Source organism: Novipirellula methanifontis, assembly GCF_052161655.1.
Classification (GTDB): domain Bacteria; phylum Planctomycetota; class Planctomycetia; order Pirellulales; family Pirellulaceae; genus Novipirellula.
On sequence record NZ_CP197418.1, the window covers coordinates 7,253,212 to 7,274,610 of the forward strand.

The 21,399-nt window shown below is 54.5% G+C and carries 13 protein-coding genes; 6 read left to right on the forward strand and 7 right to left on the reverse strand.

Features of this window, described 5'->3' with window-relative positions:
- Positions 1-119 precede the first annotated feature (119 nt).
- The 5 genes from SH528x_RS26280 to SH528x_RS26300 all read right to left on the reverse strand — a co-directional run bounded on the left by SH528x_RS26280 (position 120) and on the right by SH528x_RS26300 (position 9,701).
- Positions 120-2,480, reverse strand: coding sequence for a polyketide synthase (locus tag SH528x_RS26280; RefSeq protein WP_442506413.1), 2,361 nt, complete (start codon positions 2,478-2,480; stop codon positions 120-122).
- Positions 2,481-5,279: a VWA domain-containing protein gene (locus SH528x_RS26285; protein WP_442506414.1), complete on the reverse strand. Its 2,799-nt coding sequence runs from the start codon at positions 5,277-5,279 to the stop codon at positions 2,481-2,483.
- Positions 5,276-7,675, reverse strand: coding sequence for a BatA domain-containing protein (locus SH528x_RS26290; RefSeq protein ID WP_442506415.1), 2,400 nt, complete (start codon positions 7,673-7,675; stop codon positions 5,276-5,278). Before SH528x_RS26290 ends, SH528x_RS26285 begins: the two co-directional genes overlap by 4 nt.
- Positions 7,676-7,765: 90 nt before the next feature.
- The gene (locus SH528x_RS26295) at positions 7,766-8,647 is read right to left on the reverse strand and encodes a DUF58 domain-containing protein (RefSeq protein ID WP_442512180.1); all 882 of its coding nucleotides are present in this window, start codon (positions 8,645-8,647) and stop codon (positions 7,766-7,768) included.
- Entirely contained in the window at positions 8,637-9,701 is a 1,065-nt protein-coding gene (locus tag SH528x_RS26300) for an AAA family ATPase (protein WP_442506416.1), read from the reverse strand. Before SH528x_RS26300 ends, SH528x_RS26295 begins: the two co-directional genes overlap by 11 nt.
- A 430-nt stretch (positions 9,702-10,131) precedes the next feature.
- Here SH528x_RS26300 and SH528x_RS26305 point away from each other — a divergent pair, with 430 nt between their 5' ends.
- Complete coding sequence (locus SH528x_RS26305; protein WP_442506417.1) at positions 10,132-10,821, forward strand: metallophosphoesterase family protein; 690 nt, start codon at positions 10,132-10,134, stop codon at positions 10,819-10,821.
- 159 nt (positions 10,822-10,980) lie between these two features.
- The gene (locus tag SH528x_RS26310) at positions 10,981-11,460 is read left to right on the forward strand and encodes a hypothetical protein (protein ID WP_442506418.1); all 480 of its coding nucleotides are present in this window, start codon (positions 10,981-10,983) and stop codon (positions 11,458-11,460) included.
- 21 nt (positions 11,461-11,481) lie between these two features.
- Here the strand turns inward: SH528x_RS26310 and SH528x_RS26315 are convergent, their stop codons facing one another.
- Positions 11,482-14,295 carry a response regulator gene (locus tag SH528x_RS26315; RefSeq protein WP_442506419.1) on the reverse strand — a complete coding sequence of 938 codons (2,814 nt, stop codon included), beginning with the start codon at positions 14,293-14,295 and terminating at the stop codon, positions 11,482-11,484.
- A gap of 315 nt (positions 14,296-14,610) precedes the next feature.
- On the opposite strand from SH528x_RS26315, the gene SH528x_RS26320 reads away from it, so the two are divergent.
- On the forward strand, positions 14,611-15,363 hold the full coding sequence (locus tag SH528x_RS26320; protein WP_442506420.1) for a hypothetical protein: 753 nt from the start codon (positions 14,611-14,613) through the stop codon (positions 15,361-15,363).
- Positions 15,364-15,606: 243 nt separating this feature from the next.
- Here the strand turns inward: SH528x_RS26320 and SH528x_RS26325 are convergent, their stop codons facing one another.
- On the reverse strand, positions 15,607-17,085 hold the full coding sequence (locus SH528x_RS26325) for a Gfo/Idh/MocA family protein (RefSeq protein WP_442506421.1): 1,479 nt from the start codon (positions 17,083-17,085) through the stop codon (positions 15,607-15,609).
- Positions 17,086-17,531: 446 nt separating this feature from the next.
- On the opposite strand from SH528x_RS26325, the gene SH528x_RS26330 reads away from it, so the two are divergent.
- From SH528x_RS26330 to SH528x_RS26340, 3 genes are all read left to right on the forward strand, one after another.
- Entirely contained in the window at positions 17,532-18,053 is a 522-nt protein-coding gene (locus SH528x_RS26330; RefSeq protein WP_442506422.1) for a hypothetical protein, read from the forward strand.
- Between the two features lie 70 nt (positions 18,054-18,123).
- Entirely contained in the window at positions 18,124-19,806 is a 1,683-nt protein-coding gene (locus tag SH528x_RS26335; RefSeq protein WP_442506423.1) for a type II secretion system protein GspD, read from the forward strand.
- A complete protein-coding gene (locus SH528x_RS26340; RefSeq protein WP_442506424.1) occupies positions 19,769-21,313 on the forward strand; it encodes a hypothetical protein in 1,545 nt (514 codons plus the stop codon). The genes SH528x_RS26335 and SH528x_RS26340 overlap by 38 nt, the downstream gene beginning before the upstream one ends.
- Positions 21,314-21,399: the final 86 nt, after the last annotated feature.

Below are 21,399 nucleotides of genomic sequence, written 5' to 3' on the forward strand. Positions count from 1 at the left end.
AATTTTTAGCGGTGCGGTGCGAGCTGGCTATTGATTTAGTGAGCCACTCGCGCGTGAGCGGCTTGTCCCACGCATTACCCGGTGCCTTACGGCTCACGGCTCAATCGTTCGTCCGCTCCCTATTTGAACAGGTCTAACACACGTTTTTTCTGTTCCGCTTTGGTTTCGTCGAGCAGTTCGTTTTGGTCGTCGATCAACTCTCGCACCATGTCAAGGATTTCATTATAGCTTTCCAAATCAAGCATCTTTTCCAGCACGGCGGTCAATTGCAGCAAAACGTCTTCCGCCGTCTGGACCGCTTCTTTCGTTTTCGCAGACGCGTCCTGGGGCGTTTCGATACTTTGTTCAATCGCTCGAATCTGGTCCTTCAAACGCTGCAACGGTCCAGAAACGATGCTTTTCAAGGGATCTCGCACCCCGACGCCAATGCGTTCGCGACGGTCCGCAGAATCGACGCGGTTGTTAATCATCTCTTGCAACAAATCGTCCAAGGAAGCGGCAATCCCGGTCAATTCCTCTGTCGTTTTGTTGGTTTGCAGCCCGGTTTGTTGGACTCGCAGCAGCCGAACCTGCGCCGCACGGGTTGGATCCGCATCTTCGGTCGCCGGATCCGCAGCGGCGTCAAAGCCTCGGCGGCGAAGCAAATCGAGCGTATCTCGCAGATTCCGCGTTTCGTCAATGGTTTGTTCCAACCGCGTACGCAGCCCCAATTCACGCCGCTCAAGTAGTGCCAACAACTTCTCGGGCGTGACAATCTCCAATCGATACAACTCACTGCGGGTGAGGTGCGATTGGCCCAGATCGTAACCGTCACTGGCCTCGGCAAATACATGGATCACGCCGCCGGGAATGAGTTCGGGCATACGCTGTTCGGAAACAAGATCACGCAAGTCGATTTCGGTTTTCGCGTTTCCGTCCCGGTCCCATTTCAAAGCCAAGTCGACGCCGTTAGCTTCGACGGGACTCGTTTCCGCAGCATCGGATTTCGCTTTTCCCTCATTCGCAGCAGCTTCGTCCTCATTGGCCAACTGCGTTACCGAGACTTCGAGTGATTCAATTCCATAATCATCTTTCGCTACCACTTCCAACGGAATCTTGGCGATGGCGGTTACGGCGGTGCCGATCCCTTGAAGCCGCATTTGCACTTCGGGCGCTTCGTCGGTGACAACCCCCAAAAAGTAACGGTAGGGTGACTGCGCCGAGATACCTTGTTGATCACGCGGCACAATCCGAACGGCGGTCGAAGCGGTAAAGTTGTCGAGCACAATTTGTCCTTGGCGACGATCTTCGCTGGGGATTAACTCGACCCGCTGGAATTCGCCCGCATCGTTTCTCAGCAGCACATCGGTATCGCCAAGCGGAACACTGCTGGTGGCCGTCAGCACCACGTCGCTACCCTCGCGCAACCGCAATCCGGCTTGATACCCCGTCTGCAAATCAAATTTCGAAGCCCCTTCGGGACGCAGGTAATCGGGATAGCGAACCGAAACATTCATGTTGGTGATCGCCGGAGGCGTGACCGCTTCGATACGGAAATCATCAAGCCGAGCATCCAGCCCTCGCACACTGAGCGAGATTGAATCGCTGAGTCCCGCCAGCGGAGGCCCGTCCAAAACAAACGATTGATAGCCGTCAACGACACGTCCGATACGACGCATGTTGGATTGGCCGCGAGTCCCATCGTCGCTTCGGTAGTAGACAGTGCAGACGACGGGAACTTCGGCGTCCTCGGCTTTAGCGCGAATGCGAAGCGTCCCGCTACTGCCACGAGGCAGCCGAATCACGTGTTCATCAAATTCGACAAGCTCCGGTGCCAAGGCCTCTTCATCCGTGGCGGTGATGACGGGCAATTCAACGCCGATCATTTCCAGCTTCGCGCGGCGCGGCCAGGGATCGTTCGACAACAGCGTCAAACGACCAGCGGCGCGGCCAAACGCTGCAGGACTGAAGATCAACAATATGAGCGACGCGAGCAACAACGGCGCGACGACCATCGACTTTCGCACGATCGGTTGCCAAGAGAAAACTCGCGACGTATCGACTTCGTCGACCGCCTGAGTCGCTTGCTTGTGGACTTGTTTCAACAGCTCTTCGGCGTGCGAATCATGGACGCGGCCGGATTGATTCAATTGAATGGTGGTCACCAAGCGGCCACCGAGATGCGGGTGTTGGCGTTCCAACAGCAGAGCCAAGCTGTCGTCGGGCAGCGGTCGCCGCAAACGTCCAATCAGCAACCGAGCCACAATCACCAGCAGGATCACAGCAACAACGATCAACAGGATCAATCGTGCCAGCGGTGGCATTTCAGTGCCGCCCATCAATACCGGGCCGTAGTCCAACGCCAATCCGATCCAAAACGCGGCCAGTACCACGGTGGCGATCGCCAACAGTGAATCCACGACCACATACCGACGAATTCGCTGGCGGAGCGAATCGATAAGATGACGAAGTTTCGGATCAAGTGAAAGTTGTGTGCCCATCTAAGCCAATCGGTGCAATCGCCGGGTAACCCATTCCATCGTCAACATGGTCGCGATCAGCCACATCAACACGATGTTGCGACGACGGTTAAAATCGATGTCCGGTGTACCCGGCAGAACGGTGGTTTGAGGTTGCGGTTTTAAGAGCGAAGTCAGCGAACCCGCAAGCGATTGCAGATCCGTTTCTTCGCCCATCGGTGAATATGTGCCGCCAGTCATATCGGCAAGTTGTTTCAGTTCATCATCGTTACGCCGGGGACGTTCAAGCTCGACGGTCGGCAAGCGGACTTGCACGCTTTGACGCAGCACTTGTTCTTCGAGTGCATCGCCCAGAGTCAGTCGCAATTCGTAACTGCCGGCCTCACGTACCACGAAGCGGCCCCCGTAGGTCCCCGGTCGCGGTTCACCTTTAAGCGGTAACAATTTGATGTCGTCGATGCGGCCGCTTGGGGCCAGCAGTTTTGCACTCACCTCAGGGACATTCAACGGCTCGAATTGGTCGTCGGTCAAAATCGCACGCACCGTAATCGTCTCGCCCACCATCACTCGCGACGAGTCGACCAGCAACACGCCTCGGGTGCTGTCACGCATCAATCGTCCCTCGCTGACCCAGCGGACCAGCTTGGTGTAGTAACTGTCGAAATAGGCGTCGCTCTCACCGCGAAGTCGCCACATTTCACCACTGCCTTGGAAATAAACCCGTCCGGCACCGTAAAAGTGAGACGCCAAGTAAACCGGTTTAGTGCCACCGATCTCGGTCGTCGGGTCTGAAAAATTGGCGTAAACCTTGGCTCCCGGCTTGGCGCTTTTCACGCCTACAAAATCATAGACGCCACCAAATTGTTGCCAGATTTCAAAGCTTTCGGCAGGGTCTTCGGCAACCCACAAAAACTCGGCACGACGGGCTTCGGGAGTAAAGTCCAGCGGCCAAGGATTGTCGCCCCCTTGGCGTCCGCCGCTCAGCAAGGCACCGCGAGTGGATAGATTCACTGGAAAGAAACCTGAGATCCGGCTAACACGAGGGTCGGTCCGTAATCGAGTCCACTGCGGGTGGTAAACGGGGCCAGCGACGATGATCAAACCGCCGGCTTGTTGGCTGATCCAGCGATCCATCAAGTCGAGTGATTCGGCCGAGATCGCGGTCCAATCGGGATCGAACACCATGATCGTATCGTACTGGAAAAGGTCCTCGGGTCGCGAAGGAAACTCTTGCAGCACTTGATCGGCGTCCTGGCTCATCCCCGGCCGACCAGTTTGCAACCAAACATCAAGCTCAATCGATTTGTCACGGAATAACAGATTGCGAACAAAGCGATACTCGCGTGTCGGACCACCGGCGATCGCCAACACGCGAAGTTTTTTGGCAACCACTTCGTAACGTGCATCGCGAGCATCGTCGCGTTTGTTTTGGTCTTCCTTCGGAGAGACGACGCGGACGGCTAGACGGCGACGGCCGACCGAATCGGGTTCCATTTCGAAACGGATCGCCGACAACGTGCCGTCGCTGGCCACTTTGACTTTTTTGCTGTCGATGACCTCGCCCAGATTCGCGGTGGGATCCGATTCGTTGGTTCCCGCAGCATCATCGTCGAGCTTATCGAGCAACTGCACATCAACTTCGAGTTCTTTAGGACCACTGGCTTGCAACATCGCTGTGATCGCAAACTTGTCACCGGGATAAACGCGGCGTGGTGCATCGAGATCCACCACGCGGACGTTCGTCGGGGCACTGCTGCTACCCAAACCGACCGGGAACACCGCGACTTCGCTTCGGGTTGCCGTGGCAATCGCGGCGGTCAAGCCGACTCCGCCGTTGTTTTGTCCATCGGTTAATACGACCACCCCTGCCAGCGTCGAAGGATCATGGTCGGCAAGCACGCTGCGAAGCGCGTCACCGATCCGGCTTTGGGCTCCGGTCGCTGCGAGCTCTTTGGCCCAATCCGATACGCGAAGCGGTTTCGTTGTCTCATCCACCGGCAGTTTGTCGTCCAAGACCGGTTCGATCGCACTCGGCTCTACCCCCAAAATTTGGGATAAACTTCGCTGCGTATTGATGGCGTAAACGCTGCCCAGCCCGATGATGCCCAGGGCAAACGCAAACGCGGCTCCGCCCACACACCATCCGACAAGCTCCACGCGGCCGGCCACCCCGAACAGCAGCGACAGCACCGACAACACGATCCCCACTCCGATCAACAATGCGCCGGCAGTCGCCCATTTGGAAACAGGCGGCCGCGTCTGTGCTAACTCCGAATCGTCTGGATTGGTAACCGCGGGCCCGCCCCGTGACTCCAACAACTTGGGTTCACTGGTTTGGTCAAATGAGTAAATACTGACTCGATGTTCGGTTTCAAGTTTTGTGAGCAGATTGGATTCGTTCAGCAGGCGTGCTGTCCGCTCGGCCCGACTCTCCGTGCTGGCCATCGAACCGACCGGCAGCGACATACTCTGGCTCGTATCCACCAGAATCGTTACTTCGCTCGGCCGCGTCACCATCCGTTCGGTTCGTCGGTGCAGATCAAAGAAAAAGAAAATCAGTGCGGCGATGGTCATCAACCGCAATGCGATCAAGGTTCGCCGCGTGACGACCGTTAACTCGCTCGTGTCACGCCGATACAGGCGAATGCAAACAAACAAGATTGCGGCGATCGCAGCAACCAAAAGCGCCCACGACCACCAACCTTCCAACGAAGTCGCTCGGGCGAATTCATAAACAATGTGTTGAGTGTTGTGTTCGGCAGCGCTGGGGGCTGCGTTCGCAATTGCTTGGTTCACGCTAGCGTTGGTTGTTTCGTTCATCGAGCACCTCGCAACGAAAAGGCTCCGAGATGACTCGCCGCACGTTTGCCGCCACCCAAAGCGGTCGACGATGTGTGGTAACTAGCCCAATAGGCCAAGGCTTGTTCGGCTGCCAGCAACAGCCCTAGCAGTCCCAACAAGAACAGGGTCAACGTCGAGCTTCCGGCCGTCTGGTTTTCGGCGTTCCATGCTTCGCTACTCAAAAATCGAACATCCACTGGCAACAGGTTTTGTTGAATCACGGCGGGATCGGCACGCTTTAAATTGCCTTCGCCGCTGCGGATCACCGACGCCACAGGAATGATTTTGCGGCGTCCATCGGTTTGCGTAAACGCCCACTCCGAAATTCCCGGCTGCAAAATATCGCTGACATTCGCTTCGCCTGCGATCACCATCTCCATCGGATCCAACACCACGCGTGCGAGTGTTTCGGCGCTGGCGTCGGTTGGGATCGGTTCGGCAACCATTTCGACGGGAACTCGCGGGGGTTGTTCGGTTGCGGGCAAATACATTACTTGCGGAGCGTATTGATCCAAGGCGATGGTTCGCTCGACCGGTTCGTCGATAAAACGGCGAGTCGGCGGGGCCGCCCCACTCCATAGATCCGCATTGGCTTGTAACAGAAAGACAACAAACGTGGGGTCGCCGGGCCAATTGGTCCATTGACCGTCAATCGCGCTGAGCACCGTGATCACGCGTCCTCGATCGACATCATGCTGGGTCACAAACGCGTTTCCGTCGCGACGTTTCAGTACCGTTTTCACGCGTGGCCGATTGGGGTCATCCGTTGCCTCGATTCCAGGCGTTTCAAGCGTCCAGGAACGTGACAAACCGATCAGCGACAGTGCCGCGTCGCCCGCCGTTTTCAGCGGAGCGAGCAACTCGGGCGAATCCCCAAACACCACATCCGCAGTCGTGCCATCATCGGACGGTGCCACCGGTTTCGATTCGTCCAGCGGCATCGGCAACAATCGTCGTCCATCGGAAAGCAGATTGCGATTGTAAGAATCGCGTTGAATATCGTCACCGAGGAACCACATCACGCCCCCGCCACGACGAACATAACGGTCCAACGCGTCGGCGACATTTTCATTGATTTCGGGGATATTGATCAAGTAAACTGCTCGATAGGCAGCAAATGTCTCCAGTGTCGCGGATCGCAAAAACGAAGGCGGCTGGACGTCGGGAATCGCACCGATACGAACTTGGCTGCCCGGGTCCAACACCGATGCAACGTGGTAGGCCCCGCGAGCCTCGGGGTCCGCGTCGATGACCAGCACTTTTTCGGAATCCGAAAGTGGCAAAGTGCAGGTCCGTTTATTGTCGATGGATAACGCATCCTCGGGTAACGAAACTTCGATCGCGTGAACTCCCTGTTCGGCAATAAAGACCTGGAACGTCACGGTCACTTCTTCGCCTGCCGGCAACGACTCGATCACCAGCGCGGGCAGCGTTTCCACGCGGCCGCTGGTCACCAAGGTCGGATCAGGCTGAGTCACTTCGCTGGGATAGTGATAAACGCGACTTTCGAGAGACACGTTGTTGACGTCGCTGGTGCCGTTGTTGCGGACTTTGGCGTTGATCACCACTGGCACGCCTGCGACCCAAACATCTTGGGCGGGCGAGACATCGACGACCGAAAGATTGGCGGCGTTGCCGGTGGCACAATCGATCATCCGAATCGAAACGTCGTCTCCGGAAATCGCACGCATCGCTTCGGCCAACCGCTGAGGTGCGGCCCAATCGCGGTCGCGAAAATCGCTGGCGATGTACAACACCTTTTGATCCGCCGGAGTTGATTGAATCAGCTCGGTCGCTAAATCCAATGCCGGCACCAAATCGGTCAACACCGACGACGCGGATGTCGACATGACTCGGCTGATCAAGCGTGAATCGGATGTCACTGTTTGAGCGGACAAATCGGCTGCGGAGTCACCCGACTCACTACCGCCTCGCAATGTTAATGACGCACGACTCGATCGCATCACCGTCAATTGATGATTGCCATCGTCGGTGGCGAGTCGACGCGTCAATTCTTGTAGTGCTTGCAGCGCACGGGCGTAGGCCGTGGTTCCCCCCGACGCATCGCCCATCGAATAGCTGTCGTCCAAAACGACGACGTGGTGCGTTGTCGTTCCGCCCAACACGCCGAGTATCTGACCGCCCCCGTTCCAACCGCACAGCATCGCGATCAATACGGCCGCCACTGCTAAGCGAGCCAACAACAGCAGCAATTGTCGCAAGCGAATCCACTTTTTCTGCTTGCGGTAACTCGCGAGCAGAAAATCCATGGCAGCCCATTTTTGTCGTCGATGCCGAAGCATGTTGATCAAGTGGACCAACAACGGCACCGCGACAAACAAGAAGCCGATCGTTAATGCGGGGTAAAGAAACAAGGGAAGTTTGAAGTCAGAAGAGTGAAGTGTAAAAGTACAAAAATCAGCAGCAGAGCAAAGGTTTTGCTGCAGTTATCGTTTCAGTCGGGGTTATCGTTTCAATTTAGGCAGCGATTGTCGGGCGGCCAGGAATTTAGCCAGCACCGCGTCCAGTGGTTCGCTAGTGCGGACTTGCAAATAGTCAATCGATAAACGCCCACACGCTTTCTTGGTGCTCGTCAAAAATTCGTCCAGTGCGGCCAAGTATCCTTCACGCAGTGCACGTGGATTACAGTTTAAGAAGTCTTCGCTTTCGAGCCCTTCAAAACGAGTGGCCCCATTAAATTCAAAGTCAATTTCGTGGTCGTGCAGCACATGAAACATCGCCACGTCATGCCCACGTTGGCGAAGCATTTTCAATCCGTCTAGCAGCGAGTCGACGCCAAGCAAGTCGGAAATAATCACCACCAATCCACGACGTGGTAGGCCTTGCGATATTTCCTTGACAACCGACACCAAATCGGTGCGGCCATCGGCACCGACCGAATCGAGCGTCGCCAAAATCCGCGTCAATTGTTGCTGATTGCTTTTTGCCGGCACGGTCGCTCGCACTTTCGTATCGAACGTCACCAGCCCCGTGGCATCCTTTTGACGTAATGCAAGGTAGGCCAATGATGCGGCAATCGATGCCGAATAATCAAACTTGTTCGATTCCCCATCGCCGTACGCCATACTGGCCGAACGATCGACAAGCAGCGTCAGCCGAAGATTCGTTTCCTCTTCGTACTGTTTGATGTGCAACCGATCCTGACGTGCATACACCTTCCAATCGATGTGACGGATCTCGTCGCCTCGAGTGTATTGGCGGTGCTGCAGGAATTCGATCGATTGTCCAAAGTAGGGACTCCGATGCATTCCCGATAAAAATCCTTCGACCACTCGGCGGGCCGTCAACTCGAGTCGACGAATCCGAGCGGTAACCTCAGGACGCAAATATTTTTTGGAATCGGGCATCGCGGGAAAGTTCGTCCTCGGTCGTTGGCGTCGCGGCAATAATGCGTTCGATCACGTCGTCGCTGGTCACTCCGTCACTTTCGGCGGCAAAGTTGACAACCATGCGGTGACGAAGCACCGGTTTGGCCAAGTATTGGATGTCTTCGATCTGCACATGAAAGCGTCCTTCCAAAAGCGCGCGTGCTTTGCCACCGAGGATCAAAAACTGAACCGCTCGCGGGCCTGCACCCCAACCGACCAATTCGTCAACAAAGTCGGGAACCCCCTCACCGCCCACGCGAGTTTGACGCACTAGCGAAAGTGCGTAGCGGACGACATGGTCGCTGACGGGGACTTGGCGAACCAGTTCTTGCAGCCTCAGAATCTCTTCGGCTCCCAACACCGCTTCGACCTTTTCGGCCGCTTTCCCGGTCGTTCGACGTGCGACTTCAAATTCTTCGTCAAAGCTTGGGTACTCCACATAGACCTTGAACATAAACCGGTCTTGCTGAGCTTCGGGAAGCGGATAGGTTCCCTCTTGTTCAATCGGGTTCTGAGTCGCCAAGACGAAGAACGGATCGGACAGCACATGCCGATTACGCCCGACGGTGACTTGACGCTCCTGCATCGCTTCGAGCAATGCAGCTTGCGTTTTCGGCGGCGTGCGGTTGATTTCGTCTGCCAAAACGACATTGGCAAACAGCGGACCTTCCATGAAGCGAAAGTCTCGTTTGCCGGTCGAGCGGTCCTCTTCGATGATTTCCGTGCCCGTCACGTCGGCCGGCATCAAGTCGGGCGTGAACTGGATCCGGCTGAACGACAGGTCCAAAGTTTGAGCCAACGTGCTGATCATCAGCGTTTTGGCCAACCCTGGGACGCCCTCGAGCATGCAGTGCCCTCGGCTAAATAGGCAGATCATGATTTCGTCGATGACCGTTTCCTGGCCGACGATGATTTTGCCCAATTGTTCAATGATTCGCTTGCGAGCATCATGCAACCGTTTCGAGTCAGCTTCGCTGATCCCGTTCTGATTTGCCGCGGCGTCTGCGGACATGCAACATCCTTACTCTAGAAGAGGTAGTCAATCATGGAGTGATTTGGCGACGATTGCCGTCCGCCGAACTTATGTTAACAGAATACCAAGAATCTTTACTTCAAGCGCCCTGGGAACGACAAAAGGGTCGTGACAATTAGGTTTGAAGTTACAAAAATTCGTAAAAACACGTTAGGGTCCCACATTTGCCCTACAACTTGCTGGCGTCAAGAGGTGCAAATATCGGCAAACCGAAGGTGCTGCCCCGACCTTCATGGGGGGAATGAGCACACCGTCTGCCAATTCGTTTGGAACGCTTACTTGATCGCGTACGCAGCGGGAGGGCACGACCAAACAGCGGCGATTTCCTTCGGCGGTTGCCACGTGGGCCAGTGCTATTCTAAAAAGAGGTCTGGGAATTGTTGGGCACGGATTTGAGGGAGCAACAAAAATGCCGCGATTACTTGCCATCGGGGATATTCATGGCTGCTACAAGGCACTCGTCACACTGGAGACGTTTGTCGAGATCACCCCCGACGATTGCGTTGTGACGCTTGGGGATTACGTTGACCGCGGCCCCGATTCACGCCGCGTGCTGGATTGGTTGATCAGCAAAGACAAAACGCACAAGCTGATTCCGCTGCGAGGCAACCACGATTTGATGATGGCCCAGAGCCGTGACAACAAAGATCTTTGCGAACGCTGGCTCGGCTTCGGAGGTTACGCCGCATTGTGCTCGTACGCCCCCAATGGCAAAGCAGATGCGAAAACCCTGGAAAATGTGCCTCAGTCCCATTGGAACTTCCTCAGTGATCGAGTTTTGCCCTGCTATGAATCGGACCATTACATCTTCGTGCACGCCAGCTACGATGCCGATGTGCCGATGAGCGAGCAGGAAGATTACTTTCTGTACTGGGAGAAATTTGGTTATCAACCTCGCCATGTTTCGGGAAAGATCGTCGTGTGTGGTCACACGTCTCAGAAATCAGGCCTTCCCATTCGAACCGACAACGCGATCTGCATCGACACGCGAGCGTACGGCAGCGGATGGCTCAGTTGTTTGGACGTCGAATCGAGAAGGCTGTGGCAAGCCAACCAAGCAGGCGAGACTCGCAAGTTCTATCTCGATGATGTTTGCTAAACGATCAAGCCGATATTGACGGTTGTGACGCCCCACTTCACATGGAGAGCACTGTTTCGATTTGGATCGTTTGCGAGCGGGTGCAAATGGACCTACGTTTTTTTTGAACACCAACGTCGGTTGTTGGTGTACCAAAACGATTCGCAACGGTCCCCGCAAATGTTGACTCGCCCTCCAAAAACGTTCTTTTTCGTTAGTCTCGTTGTCTTCAGCTTGGCGATGGCGTCGGGATGTGACCTGTTTGGTCCCAAGAAGGACATGCGGGAAACCCTGGCGACAGCGAATGCCGAATGCCCCGTTCTTGTGGACGAGTACACGATGCTGCAAAAAGTCGTCGTGGATCCAACCGTGGACGCCGTCGATTTCTGGTACGTCGTCAGCCGCAAAGGAATGAACAAGTTTCGTCACGTTGATCGCGAGCGAATGCGAGAGGCAGGCATGGCGTTGGCAAAGAAAAATGCCGCAGCCAAATCGGCTTCCGAAAACGGTTGGACAGTGCGTCATATCTATGAAGACGCGTTCCAAACGCCTCTATTTTCGTTTACCGTGAACAATGACACGCTCGAAAACCGAACGCCGACCGGCGAGGAGCGAACCAATCCATTTATGGCAACGCCCGTTTCTAACACGAGCAACTAAAGTCGCTCCTATAGCACCAGCTTAACAGTCGTCGACATCGGGCTGCGAAGTCCATTTTTGGATCGCTTTAAAAAGCAGATCGGGCTGGATCGGTTTGGACATGTAATCGTCCATTCCCGCGTCCAGACAGAGTTGACGGTCCCCTTTCATCGCATTGGCTGTCATCGCAATAATCGGAATATGCATGCCGGTGGCTTGCTCCTTTTGCCGAATCAATTCGGTGGCCTCGATGCCATCCATCTCAGGCATTTGTACATCCATTAGGATCAGGTCAAACGAGCCGTTTTCCCACGCCGCGACCGCTTTCTTGCCATCGCCCGCAATGACGACTTGGTGCTTCTTTCGCTTCAAGAATCCGGTCGCAACTCGCTGGTTGACCAAGCCATCTTCGGCAAGCAAGATTTTCAGCACCTCAGTTTCGGCAACCGCATCCTCTGCCGCCGGTTCGTGGTTGCTTCCATTTTTATCGTGCTCCGACGCTTGAAAAACACTGAGCATCGTGTTGAGCAGTTCCGATTGCACAACCGGTTTGGTCATATAACGGACAATGCCCAACTCCTGACATTTCTTGGCGTCCCCTGATTGAGCCGCCGAGGAAAGCATGATGATTTTAGTGTCATGCAAACGCTCGTCCGTTCGCACACGTTCGGCAAAACCAAAGCCGTCCATGTCGGGCATCATGTAGTCAAGCAAGACCAAATCAAACGGGTGCTCGGACGCCGCCGCATGTTCCAGTTCCTGAAGTCCCTTGGCCGCCGCCTCCGCTGAAACCGTTTCCATATTCCAGCTTTTGAGAACTTCCTCGAAGATGCGTCGGTTGGTGTCATTGTCGTCCACGATCAGGACATGCATCGGATGCAACGACATCTCCTCCACACGATGTTGTTTTTCGCAATCGTCTTGGACGGCCAAATCAACCGTGAAGTGGAACGTGGTCCCCTTACCCACTTCGCTTTCCACCCAGATCTCGCCATTCATCATCGCGACGAGTTGCGAGGAAATCGTCAGCCCCAATCCGGTGCCACCAAATTGACGAGTCGTTGATGCATCGGCTTGACCAAACGCTTCAAAGATCTTGCTTTGCTTCTCCGCTGGAATACCGACGCCGGTGTCGATCACCTTGAAGTGCAAAAGAGTTTTGCTTTCGCTTTGTGATTGGCAAGTGACGTCGATCACCACTTCGCCTTGCTGGGTAAACTTGATTGCATTGCCGGCAAGGTTGACAAGAATTTGTCGAATCCGGCCAGGGTCGCCCAAGAAAGAGTCGGGGAGATCAGGGGCGATGCGACAAGCGATTTCCAAGTCTTTTTCCGCAGCTCGAACCGCCAACGCTTGTCCCGTTTGTTCGATGCAGTCGCGTAGACTGAATTTAATCTCTTCGAGTTCCAATCGCCCCGCTTCAATTTTCGAGAAGTCAAGGATGTCGTTGAGCAGTCGCAGCAACGAGTCGGCTGACTGCTGGATCATGTTCAAATAATCACGCTGTTCGTGACTCAGTTGCGAGGCCGCCAAAAGTTCGCCCATCCCGATGATACCGTTCATCGGCGTACGAATTTCATGACTCATGTTCGCCAGAAACGAACTCTTGGCCTGGTTCGCATCCCGCGCCTCGTCACGAGCAAGTGTCAAATCGCGGTGTGCTTGCTGTAGCTCGCTGCCCATACGATTGAAATGCCTTGCCAACTCGGCCACTTCGTCTTTCCCCCTGGTTGCCACGACGGTATCCAGTTCGCCCCGGCCAATTGCAACCGTTGCGTCCGTAAGTTGGTCGAGCCGTTTGGACAACGAGATCGCAGTCGCTCCGCCAATCAAAATTGTCGCCAGGGTCGCCAATGACGAAATCCAGATAATTTGATTTCGCAATCGATTTACCGGTGCGAACACAACAGATTCTTGGCGTTCGTCCATCGTGATCCAGCCGAGTCCTGCAAAGTCGCCGTAACCTCGCGAGACCGCAAATGCGGACAGGTACTTTTCGCCGCTGGTGCTGTCGCTGCGGTAGACGACAGAATTGGTACGGTCCGCATCGAGTTGCACATTCTCAAAATAGATCGATCCGTCGGATAGCGGCTTTGCTTCTTCGTTGCTCGCTCGAATCACACGTCCCTCGGCAGTGAACAACAACAGACGTTCATCCTCCCGATACCGTCCGACGCGAGAATCAATCACACTGAACACTTCTTGAATGTTCATCACCGCCTTTAAAACCCCCATCGGTTTCCCGTTCTCGTCATCCACGCGTATACAGATATCGACTGAGTAGACACCGGCACTTTCATCGAGCATCACGTCGCCGATAAAGACTTCGTCCTTAAAGGCACGTTTCCACCACGCTTCGTCGTCTTGACGATAGTCCGAGGTGCGACTGGTCTGAGCTGCGTTGACGCCGTACCGGTTTGTGTAGAAAACCTCACCAAAGATTGTGTAACCACTGCCTTCGTTCAGTTTATTGAGCCGTTGGCGGAGGTCGCGCGAGAGCGGGTTTCGCAATAGCAACCTCATGAATTTGGAGGTTTCATCCGCTGGCGTGTCTCTCCAATCCTTGTCTCGTTCCTCGATCGTGGCTGCCGGGTCTTCGAGTGCTTCGATCGCTTGGTTGGAAGCAATCAGCACTTGCTGCACTAGTTCACTTCGCGAATAAGCTTTCCAATCTGCGGTACGAGCTTGAACGATCCGATCGATTTCATCCATCACCGCAGTCGCACGGGTCATCGAGGTGGCTTCGATAGCGTGCCGCAGACTGCGTTCGCTGACGTGGGTGGCATAGATGCCGACAACCCAAATCAGCAATGCAGGCAGGAGCGTCGCCAGTAGCAACTTTTGAACGATTCGCATTCTGAATCACTCCTGCACCAAAGAAATAGAAGTTCTCGCAGTGGGGCGTCGCGAGAAGGGCGTGCGCTATTGTAGCTAATCCCAGAGGGCAAGGCGGGCGATTGGCCCATTAAATGCCTTCTGTGTCTTGCTCGAATGGCAATCCCGCTCGGTCAGGCAACACAATCGCAGGGCAGCCTCAGTCTGTTGCGGACAACATGTCCCGGTAAGACCAAATCGGGGTCCAGATCCCATCGCGAAATCACGATTCTCTGATATGCTACGTGGAAATCTACCTTTTTCGCAGTATCCCACTCCGCACCATTACCACCTAGTATGAACGATTCGCACGTCGATTTTCACAAACACATTGATGAGTTGTTCGATCACATGATCAACCAACTTGACTATCAAACCGACGAACCGCTGGAATGGGTCTTCGGGATTGAGGCATCCGATATTGCCCTGCTAGAAAAAGTGGGTGAGCGTGCACCGGAGTCCTATGAGTGGGACGTCCAAGAGGAAGTCGAGCATGTCGACGAAGAGGGCAACACGACCATGGGTGGCCCTATGTTGGCACTCCGACGCTGCGAAGCGTTGACGCCTGAACAGGTCAAAGCGTGTGTGGACGAAGTCGACGCGTTGGCAAAGGAATTCGGCTTAGTGCTCGGAGACGTGACCTCTTACGATCCGATTGACGAAGATGACTTTTTCGATTGGATGTCGCTCGACGAAGCTCATTGGCGATTGCGTCACTACACCAGCTCGGGACTCGAAACCGATAGTGATCTGCCGTGGTTGTTCCTGCTGTTTGCACCTTCATTGGAAGAATTGAACGCGTTGACCGTCGCCCTGGATACGCAATCTCTAGGAACGATCGAAAGCTACGATGAACCCGACGAAGAAGGCCAATATGCGATGTGCATGTTTATCGAAGGCAAAAACAACGAAGCGGAACTGACCGCGATGCACGATCGCATCAACGCGATCGCCGAGGTGAACAGCGCCGAAATCGTGGGCATTCAGTTCCTCGACCAAGAAGACTTCAACGATGTCTTTTGCGAAGAGGATGACGAAGACGAAGCGTAAGGCAGCCCCGAAGCTATCTACTTTGGTAGCGGTGCGGCGCAAGACTGAGCTGCCAAAAGTTTGATATTAAAAATAAACTTTAAGGACCAGTGTTTCCTCCGGCGAACTTCGCAGTCACCTCGCCCCAGACGAAGTTGGTGGAGAGGTGACAGAAGTGCCAACGAAACAAGGCGACCGTGTCCTGCGAAGAACACGACCGCCTTGTTGATTTATTAGCGTTTGCGAACTGCAGCGCGGTCGCGTTTAAACTTCGTTCAGCTCGGGAATTTTGAAGTCCGGGTTGCTCGGGTTCTTCAACAATTGATTGGCCTCGACGGCATGATCGCCCGTGTGAGTTTCGCTCTTGGGATCGAACGTCAATGTGGGACCGACGCGGTACTTCGCATCTTTTTCGGATACTCCTACACCATCGGCCATGACCGAGTGCAGTTTGTTGAAGTGCAGCGTGGCATCCTCGTTGTCACCGAATTGGCCTGCCGTAGCACTGAATGGCACCTTGTGGCCTAGACGGTACGAGTTGTTCATCAAGTGGCCTAAAACGCATCCGTAATGAGCGTCCAGCACGTTGCCGTTGGCCATGCTCGGATCATTGGCTCGCACCGCAGAGATGAATGAATTCCAATTGCCGCCGGGCGTCACTTTGCCTTTAGAAACTTTTAAGCCTTCGGGTTTGGCGGCGCCGGGACGCAAGATCTGGTAGCTGCTCTCGCCTGTGATCACGCTGCCGTCTTCGAGGTAATACTCGTTGTAGACTTGGCGTTTGTAGTCTTTGTAGTTCACGTTGCGAACGTTAAAGAACACCATTTGACCGTTGGGATATTTGGCCATCGAAAACATCGTGTTGGGCGTTTCACCTTGGTCGTCCCATTGGAAACGACCGCCTATCGCCATCGCGCTCGTGGGATGGGTTTGGTCGTCATCAATCGCCCAGCGAGCGACATCCAACTGGTGAGTGCCTTGGTTGTTCAAATCACCGTTGCCGGTTTCCCAGAACCAATGCCAGTTGTAGGGATGATAGTTCGCGTGATATTGATCAATCACGGCGGGTCCCTTCCAAAGGTCCCAGTTTAAATTGGATGGCGGAGTGCTCGGTGACTTCGATCCAATACCGCCGCGAGGTTTGCAGCAGTAACCATAAGCGATTTTTAATCGCGGAAGCTCGCCCGACTTCAGTGCTTCGTGAAGCCCCGCGACGCCAGCATCGCTGCGACGCTGCGTTCCGTGCTGAATCACAACGCCATATTTTTTTTGGGCTTCGACCGCGACGCGGCCTTCGGCGACATCATGGCTCATCGGCTTTTCGACGTAAACGTGCTTGCCAGCTTGCGCGGCACGAATCGTGATCAGTGAGTGCCAATGATTAGGGGTGGCAACGGAGATCGCATCGAGCGACTTGTCGTCAAGTGCTTCTCGAAAGTCGGCCACCCCTTTGGTCGTGAACTTGCCATTTGCTTTTTTCTCGATCGAACCTAAACGCTTCTGCAAAACGCTCTCCGCTGGATCGATGGCGTAAACGATTTCGACGTTCTCTGCTTTGGACCATCCGTCGATATGGCTCTGACCGCGACCGTTCAGGCCAGCCACCGCGATTCGCACGCGGTCGTTGGCACCCTTGATTCCCGCAGTGGCCTTGGTCCCCATGATGATCAGCGATCCGCCAATCGCTGAGGTCGTGGACAAGAAATCACGGCGTGTCGGCTTGAGTGGCTGTTTTCGGTTCATCGAACCATCCTTAAATCAATTAGGTGGGGGGGAAGGTAGGGAGTGGACATTATAAACGCTTGCAGCACGGTCGTGTGAAAACATGGCGTTCATTCAACGGACAAGTCGCGAAATCGTCATCCGCGCCGTTTTCCGGGGGGGGCCCGTCGAAAAGTGACACTGGAAAAACCGTACGGCAAACCGCTTTTTGAAAGAGTTCAGTGGATTCGAGTTGTAACAAAACAAGTTCGCTCCGTTGCAACAATCGCATGCATCGTATTTTTTCGGGTACACGTAGTTTTGCTACAGTAAACCGCAGCACAGACCCGATCCCACAAGAGTGGTCGTCTGCTGAGGGAGTCGCGAGCCGTTCGCATAGCGGAATGTTTTTTCCGAACCGCGTATCGATTAATCAATTCCTTCCTAATCAATATTTATGCATCGAGGGGCAATCAATGCACGTAGTGATGAGAACGCTGATTCTGTTCGGACTTGGCATGGGAATCGGAACTCAGGCATATGGGCAAACCAGTGCATCGCTTGATTTTTATGTGAACGTGCAAAACGCACTTGCCATCTTGGCCCCGAACGGTCCCATCAGTCTGAATCACGATGGAACCGCGGGGATTAAGTCGTTTGCACCTCAAACCTTTTCGGCGGTTTGCAACGACGGGGATGGGGGCACCGTCACCTTTGGGACGATCACTGGGTTTGTTCATAACACGCTGCCGCTAGTCGTTCGTGACGTAAAGCTAGATCTTTCCATCGCAACCTCGGATACCGATGCTGGCTGGACTGTGGATGTGGCCTCAGACCAATCGGATATCAAGAACCTAGTGCCCGACTTGACTGCCCAAGTGCAAGCGAGTTCGTCCGCGGCCGGAAATGCTGAGTTGCAGCTGCTCGTTTCCATGGACAGTGGTTCGGTTGCCACCCTAGTGCCGGGGACCTATGCGACCACCATTTATGCCACCATCACCGCAAACTAATCGCTTAGCTTGCGCACGACTGTCGCTATCAGCATCTCCATTTATCTATCAAGCTGTCGGAACAAATGACGTGCGTATCATTAACTTCGCACAATGGATCGGTCCTCTTTCGTTCGCCGTGGCAATCGCCATCAGCGGATGCCAGACCAAGGAAACGCGAAACGAGATCCAGCTGCACAGCCAATCCGTTCTTGCGGATCCATTTTATGAGTTGCCTGCGGGGGCACTGCGAAAGCCGAAAAAAGTGGCACATCACACGGCCCAACGCGAGTCGTTGATCGAGTCATTGCCCATCGGCTATTCGCTGCCTGAAAACAAGTCTCGCATCACGTCGCTGGGACCGACGATCTCAAAGGGGTTTCAGCAAAAATCTCCAGCTTCGGTTGCAGAACAAGTAACCGCATCCAAAGACGCGTCGAATGAGTCGCAAGTGGTGAGAGCTAGCTACGGAGATCCCGCGAGCGAAGCCTACGGTGCCCAGCCGATCGATGTTAATAGCAACGCTACTCCACTGTTACAACACGCCCCGTTGCTGCACGATGCCTTTGTCGAAACGGACGTCCGTCAAGCCATCCAATCACTCGCGGAACAAGCGGGTGTGTCTGTGATTATCGACGATCAAGTGCGAGGATCGGTGACCGCCGTCATCGAAGGCGAGAGTTTCGAACGAGCACTTCGCAAAATTTTACTGCCGCTGGGATACCGATGGCGTCAGGATCGCGATGAGTTTTACATCGGCTTGCCAGAACCTGGATCGGCGTTGTTCCCATTTTTGGCAGAACGTTATATCTACGAATCTCGTCATCGCACCCCCGAATCATTGAAATCGCAACTTCCCGAACGGCATTTACAATTTGTCCGCGTCCTCGGGCAGGGTGGAAAGCTGGCGATCGAAGCGCCTCCGATCACGGCACACCAAATTTTGCGAGAGCTCGAAGAGACGGACAAGGTCGTGCCCCAAGTCGTCTTAGAGGCATTGGTTTGCGTGTACAGTCCCGAGACAAATTATCGTTTTGGCTTTGACGTCCACCAAGGAATGAAACTCGATGGCGGCAATGCGAGCTCGTTGGCACTCGATAGACTTGGTATCGCTGGCCAATACGGTCCCGCGGGTTTCAATTCACAACTAAATGACTTTCGTTTCACAAGTGCCCTGCTTCGTGCCCTTGAGCAAAAGGGTCACGTCAAAATTCGTGCCGCTCCGCGGGTCACAGCCGAAGACGGCAAGAAGGCCGAAATTCATATCGGCCGCGAGAGTTTCTTTAGTGTCCAACCGAGCGGTAATGGCGTCTTCTATCGACAAGACATCCAGAAAGTCGATTCGGGGATCATGCTCGAGCTGACGCCGGAGATTCGCGCCCCGCATGTCACAATCCACATCGACCGCGCCGAAGTCAGCGAAGATATCCGCAGTGACGAAACGCAAGCGAACGCCTACGACCAATTCCCCGTGATCAATCGCCGACGCGTCTCGACCTCGGTGCACGTAATGGACGGACAGACGATTGTGATCGGAGGACTGACCCAGCGTCAAAAGGTCGACCAAGTCAACAAGCTGCCACTGCTAGGTGACGTCCCCTACATCGGACGACTGTTCCAGCGCATCGAACGGCGTGAACAGGAAGCGGAAGTGGCTATCTTTATTTCACCTCGAATCGTTTATCAGGATGAACTCTATGGGGACGAAACGTTTTGTCCGACAAACTTTGATCCTAATGCTATTCGCTATGATCACGACGGCGGTACATGGTGAGTCGCCGTCGCAGCGAGTTGCCAGGATCAGCGCCGAGGCTCGTTTTCGCCCAAGCTTCCGAATCGATCCTCTCGTTTTTCAATGCCAAGCCGTACCAGGGCAAACCGTTCGCTTCAAATTCCGCTTGAGCGGAAGTGACAAGCCGATTGATTTTTCGATTCAACCTGTCTCGTTGATTCAACATCGCGATGGCAAAGTCACGGCCGCCGAAGAGTTGCAGGATCGCGACTCGGTGCGTTTGCTGTCCTCATCGGACCTGCGACTTCGTGGCGGTGAGACACGTGAGATCGAAGGCACATGGACGCTGCCTCGTGACAGCGGTCAATTTGTTAGCGTCGGATTGTTGGTGACCGATCGTAGCGTGGAACCGTTTGCCAAACAAACGACCCAACGTCAAATCGGCGTACGATTCGTCACTCGTTATCTATTGCGATTGGAAGCCGACGTTCGCCGAGCCAATGCAGTGCAGGGCGAAATTCGATTGACCACGGGTGGACTGGTGGACCGTGATGGTTTTGCTCACATTAATGCATTGCTGTGGAATCCGCATGACGCGGGACGTCGGCTTCGCGCGAACGCCCGAATGATTGACCCAGCGGGCCGCGTGGTGATCGACGATGTGCCACTCGGATTGGCGTCGCGGATCAATCAACCCGAACGAAAACGGTTCGAGCTCACGGTGTTGCCCCGTAGCGAGGTAACAGTGGCGGCGGCATTGCCCGAACCGGTGTTCCCCGGCGACTACCAACTGCAGATCAACATCTCCGACGACAGTGGCGATGTTGCTCAGCAAACCTTTCCTGTCCAGGTTGGCAAGTACGACTTTCAAGCACAACGCAGCGTCGTGGGACGTGTGCTAAAGTCGATCCATGTTCAGCCATCTGTGATCGAATTATCAACGCTTCGCGGTGGAAATCGGCTTGTGCCGCTATCGCTGAAAAACCAGGGTGACAAACCGGTGTCGATTCATTTGGTTGCGAGAGATCGTGATGGAAACGAGATTTCCTGGCTTCGTGTACGCCCCGATCGGGTCCAGTTGGCCCCAAGAGCGGGACGCAACGTGATGGTCACGATGAACGGCCACGCGGGAGATGCCGACGACAAGTATGCCGTACTGAATCTGCATGCTGAATCGGAATCCTCGACGAACACAGCAGCATTAAAAGTTCCGGTCGCGATGTTGAACAATGATCGCCCCAACGATCCCCATGTTTCGCTTGGTGCAATCAAGCTGGACGAAAGCGACCCGAGAATCATAGCGCTAAAAATTACCAACCATGGCACCCGGCATCTGGCACCGCATCTGATCGTCACTCTGACTCGCGGCAACGAACCGCCGGTGATTTGCGATGCAGGCTACCACGCTTGGTTACTGCCAAACGAATCACGCGAACTACTTTTCCAGTTGCCCGAATCGACCACGGGAATTTTCAAAGCATCGGTCCATGCAAAGCTAAATCGATCCGCTGAACCGACATTGAGCGAGCAAACGATCGTGCTGCCCTAGCTGATAGCCTTGGTCCCGACTTTATCTGCTGAATCAAGCGGCAGCTTCCAAATCAGCCGCATTCGATACGATGTTTCTTTTTCATC

Bases quoted from the DNA above. Each gene is read 5' to 3' on its own strand.
- SH528x_RS26280 (WP_442506413.1), bottom strand. From the start codon at position 2,480: ATGGGCACACAACTTTCACTTGATCCGAAACTTCGTCATCTTATCGAT.
- SH528x_RS26285 (WP_442506414.1), bottom strand. From the start codon at position 5,279: ATGAACGAAACAACCAACGCTAGCGTGAACCAAGCAATTGCGAACGCA.
- SH528x_RS26300 (WP_442506416.1), bottom strand. From the start codon at position 9,701: ATGTCCGCAGACGCCGCGGCAAATCAGAACGGGATCAGCGAAGCTGAC.
- SH528x_RS26305 (WP_442506417.1), top strand. From the start codon at position 10,132: ATGCCGCGATTACTTGCCATCGGGGATATTCATGGCTGCTACAAGGCA.
- SH528x_RS26310 (WP_442506418.1), top strand. From the start codon at position 10,981: ATGTTGACTCGCCCTCCAAAAACGTTCTTTTTCGTTAGTCTCGTTGTC.
- SH528x_RS26315 (WP_442506419.1), bottom strand. From the start codon at position 14,295: ATGCGAATCGTTCAAAAGTTGCTACTGGCGACGCTCCTGCCTGCATTG.
- SH528x_RS26320 (WP_442506420.1), top strand. From the start codon at position 14,611: ATGAACGATTCGCACGTCGATTTTCACAAACACATTGATGAGTTGTTC.
- SH528x_RS26325 (WP_442506421.1), bottom strand. From the start codon at position 17,085: ATGAACCGAAAACAGCCACTCAAGCCGACACGCCGTGATTTCTTGTCC.
- SH528x_RS26330 (WP_442506422.1), top strand. From the start codon at position 17,532: ATGAGAACGCTGATTCTGTTCGGACTTGGCATGGGAATCGGAACTCAG.
- SH528x_RS26340 (WP_442506424.1), top strand. From the start codon at position 19,769: ATGCTATTCGCTATGATCACGACGGCGGTACATGGTGAGTCGCCGTCG.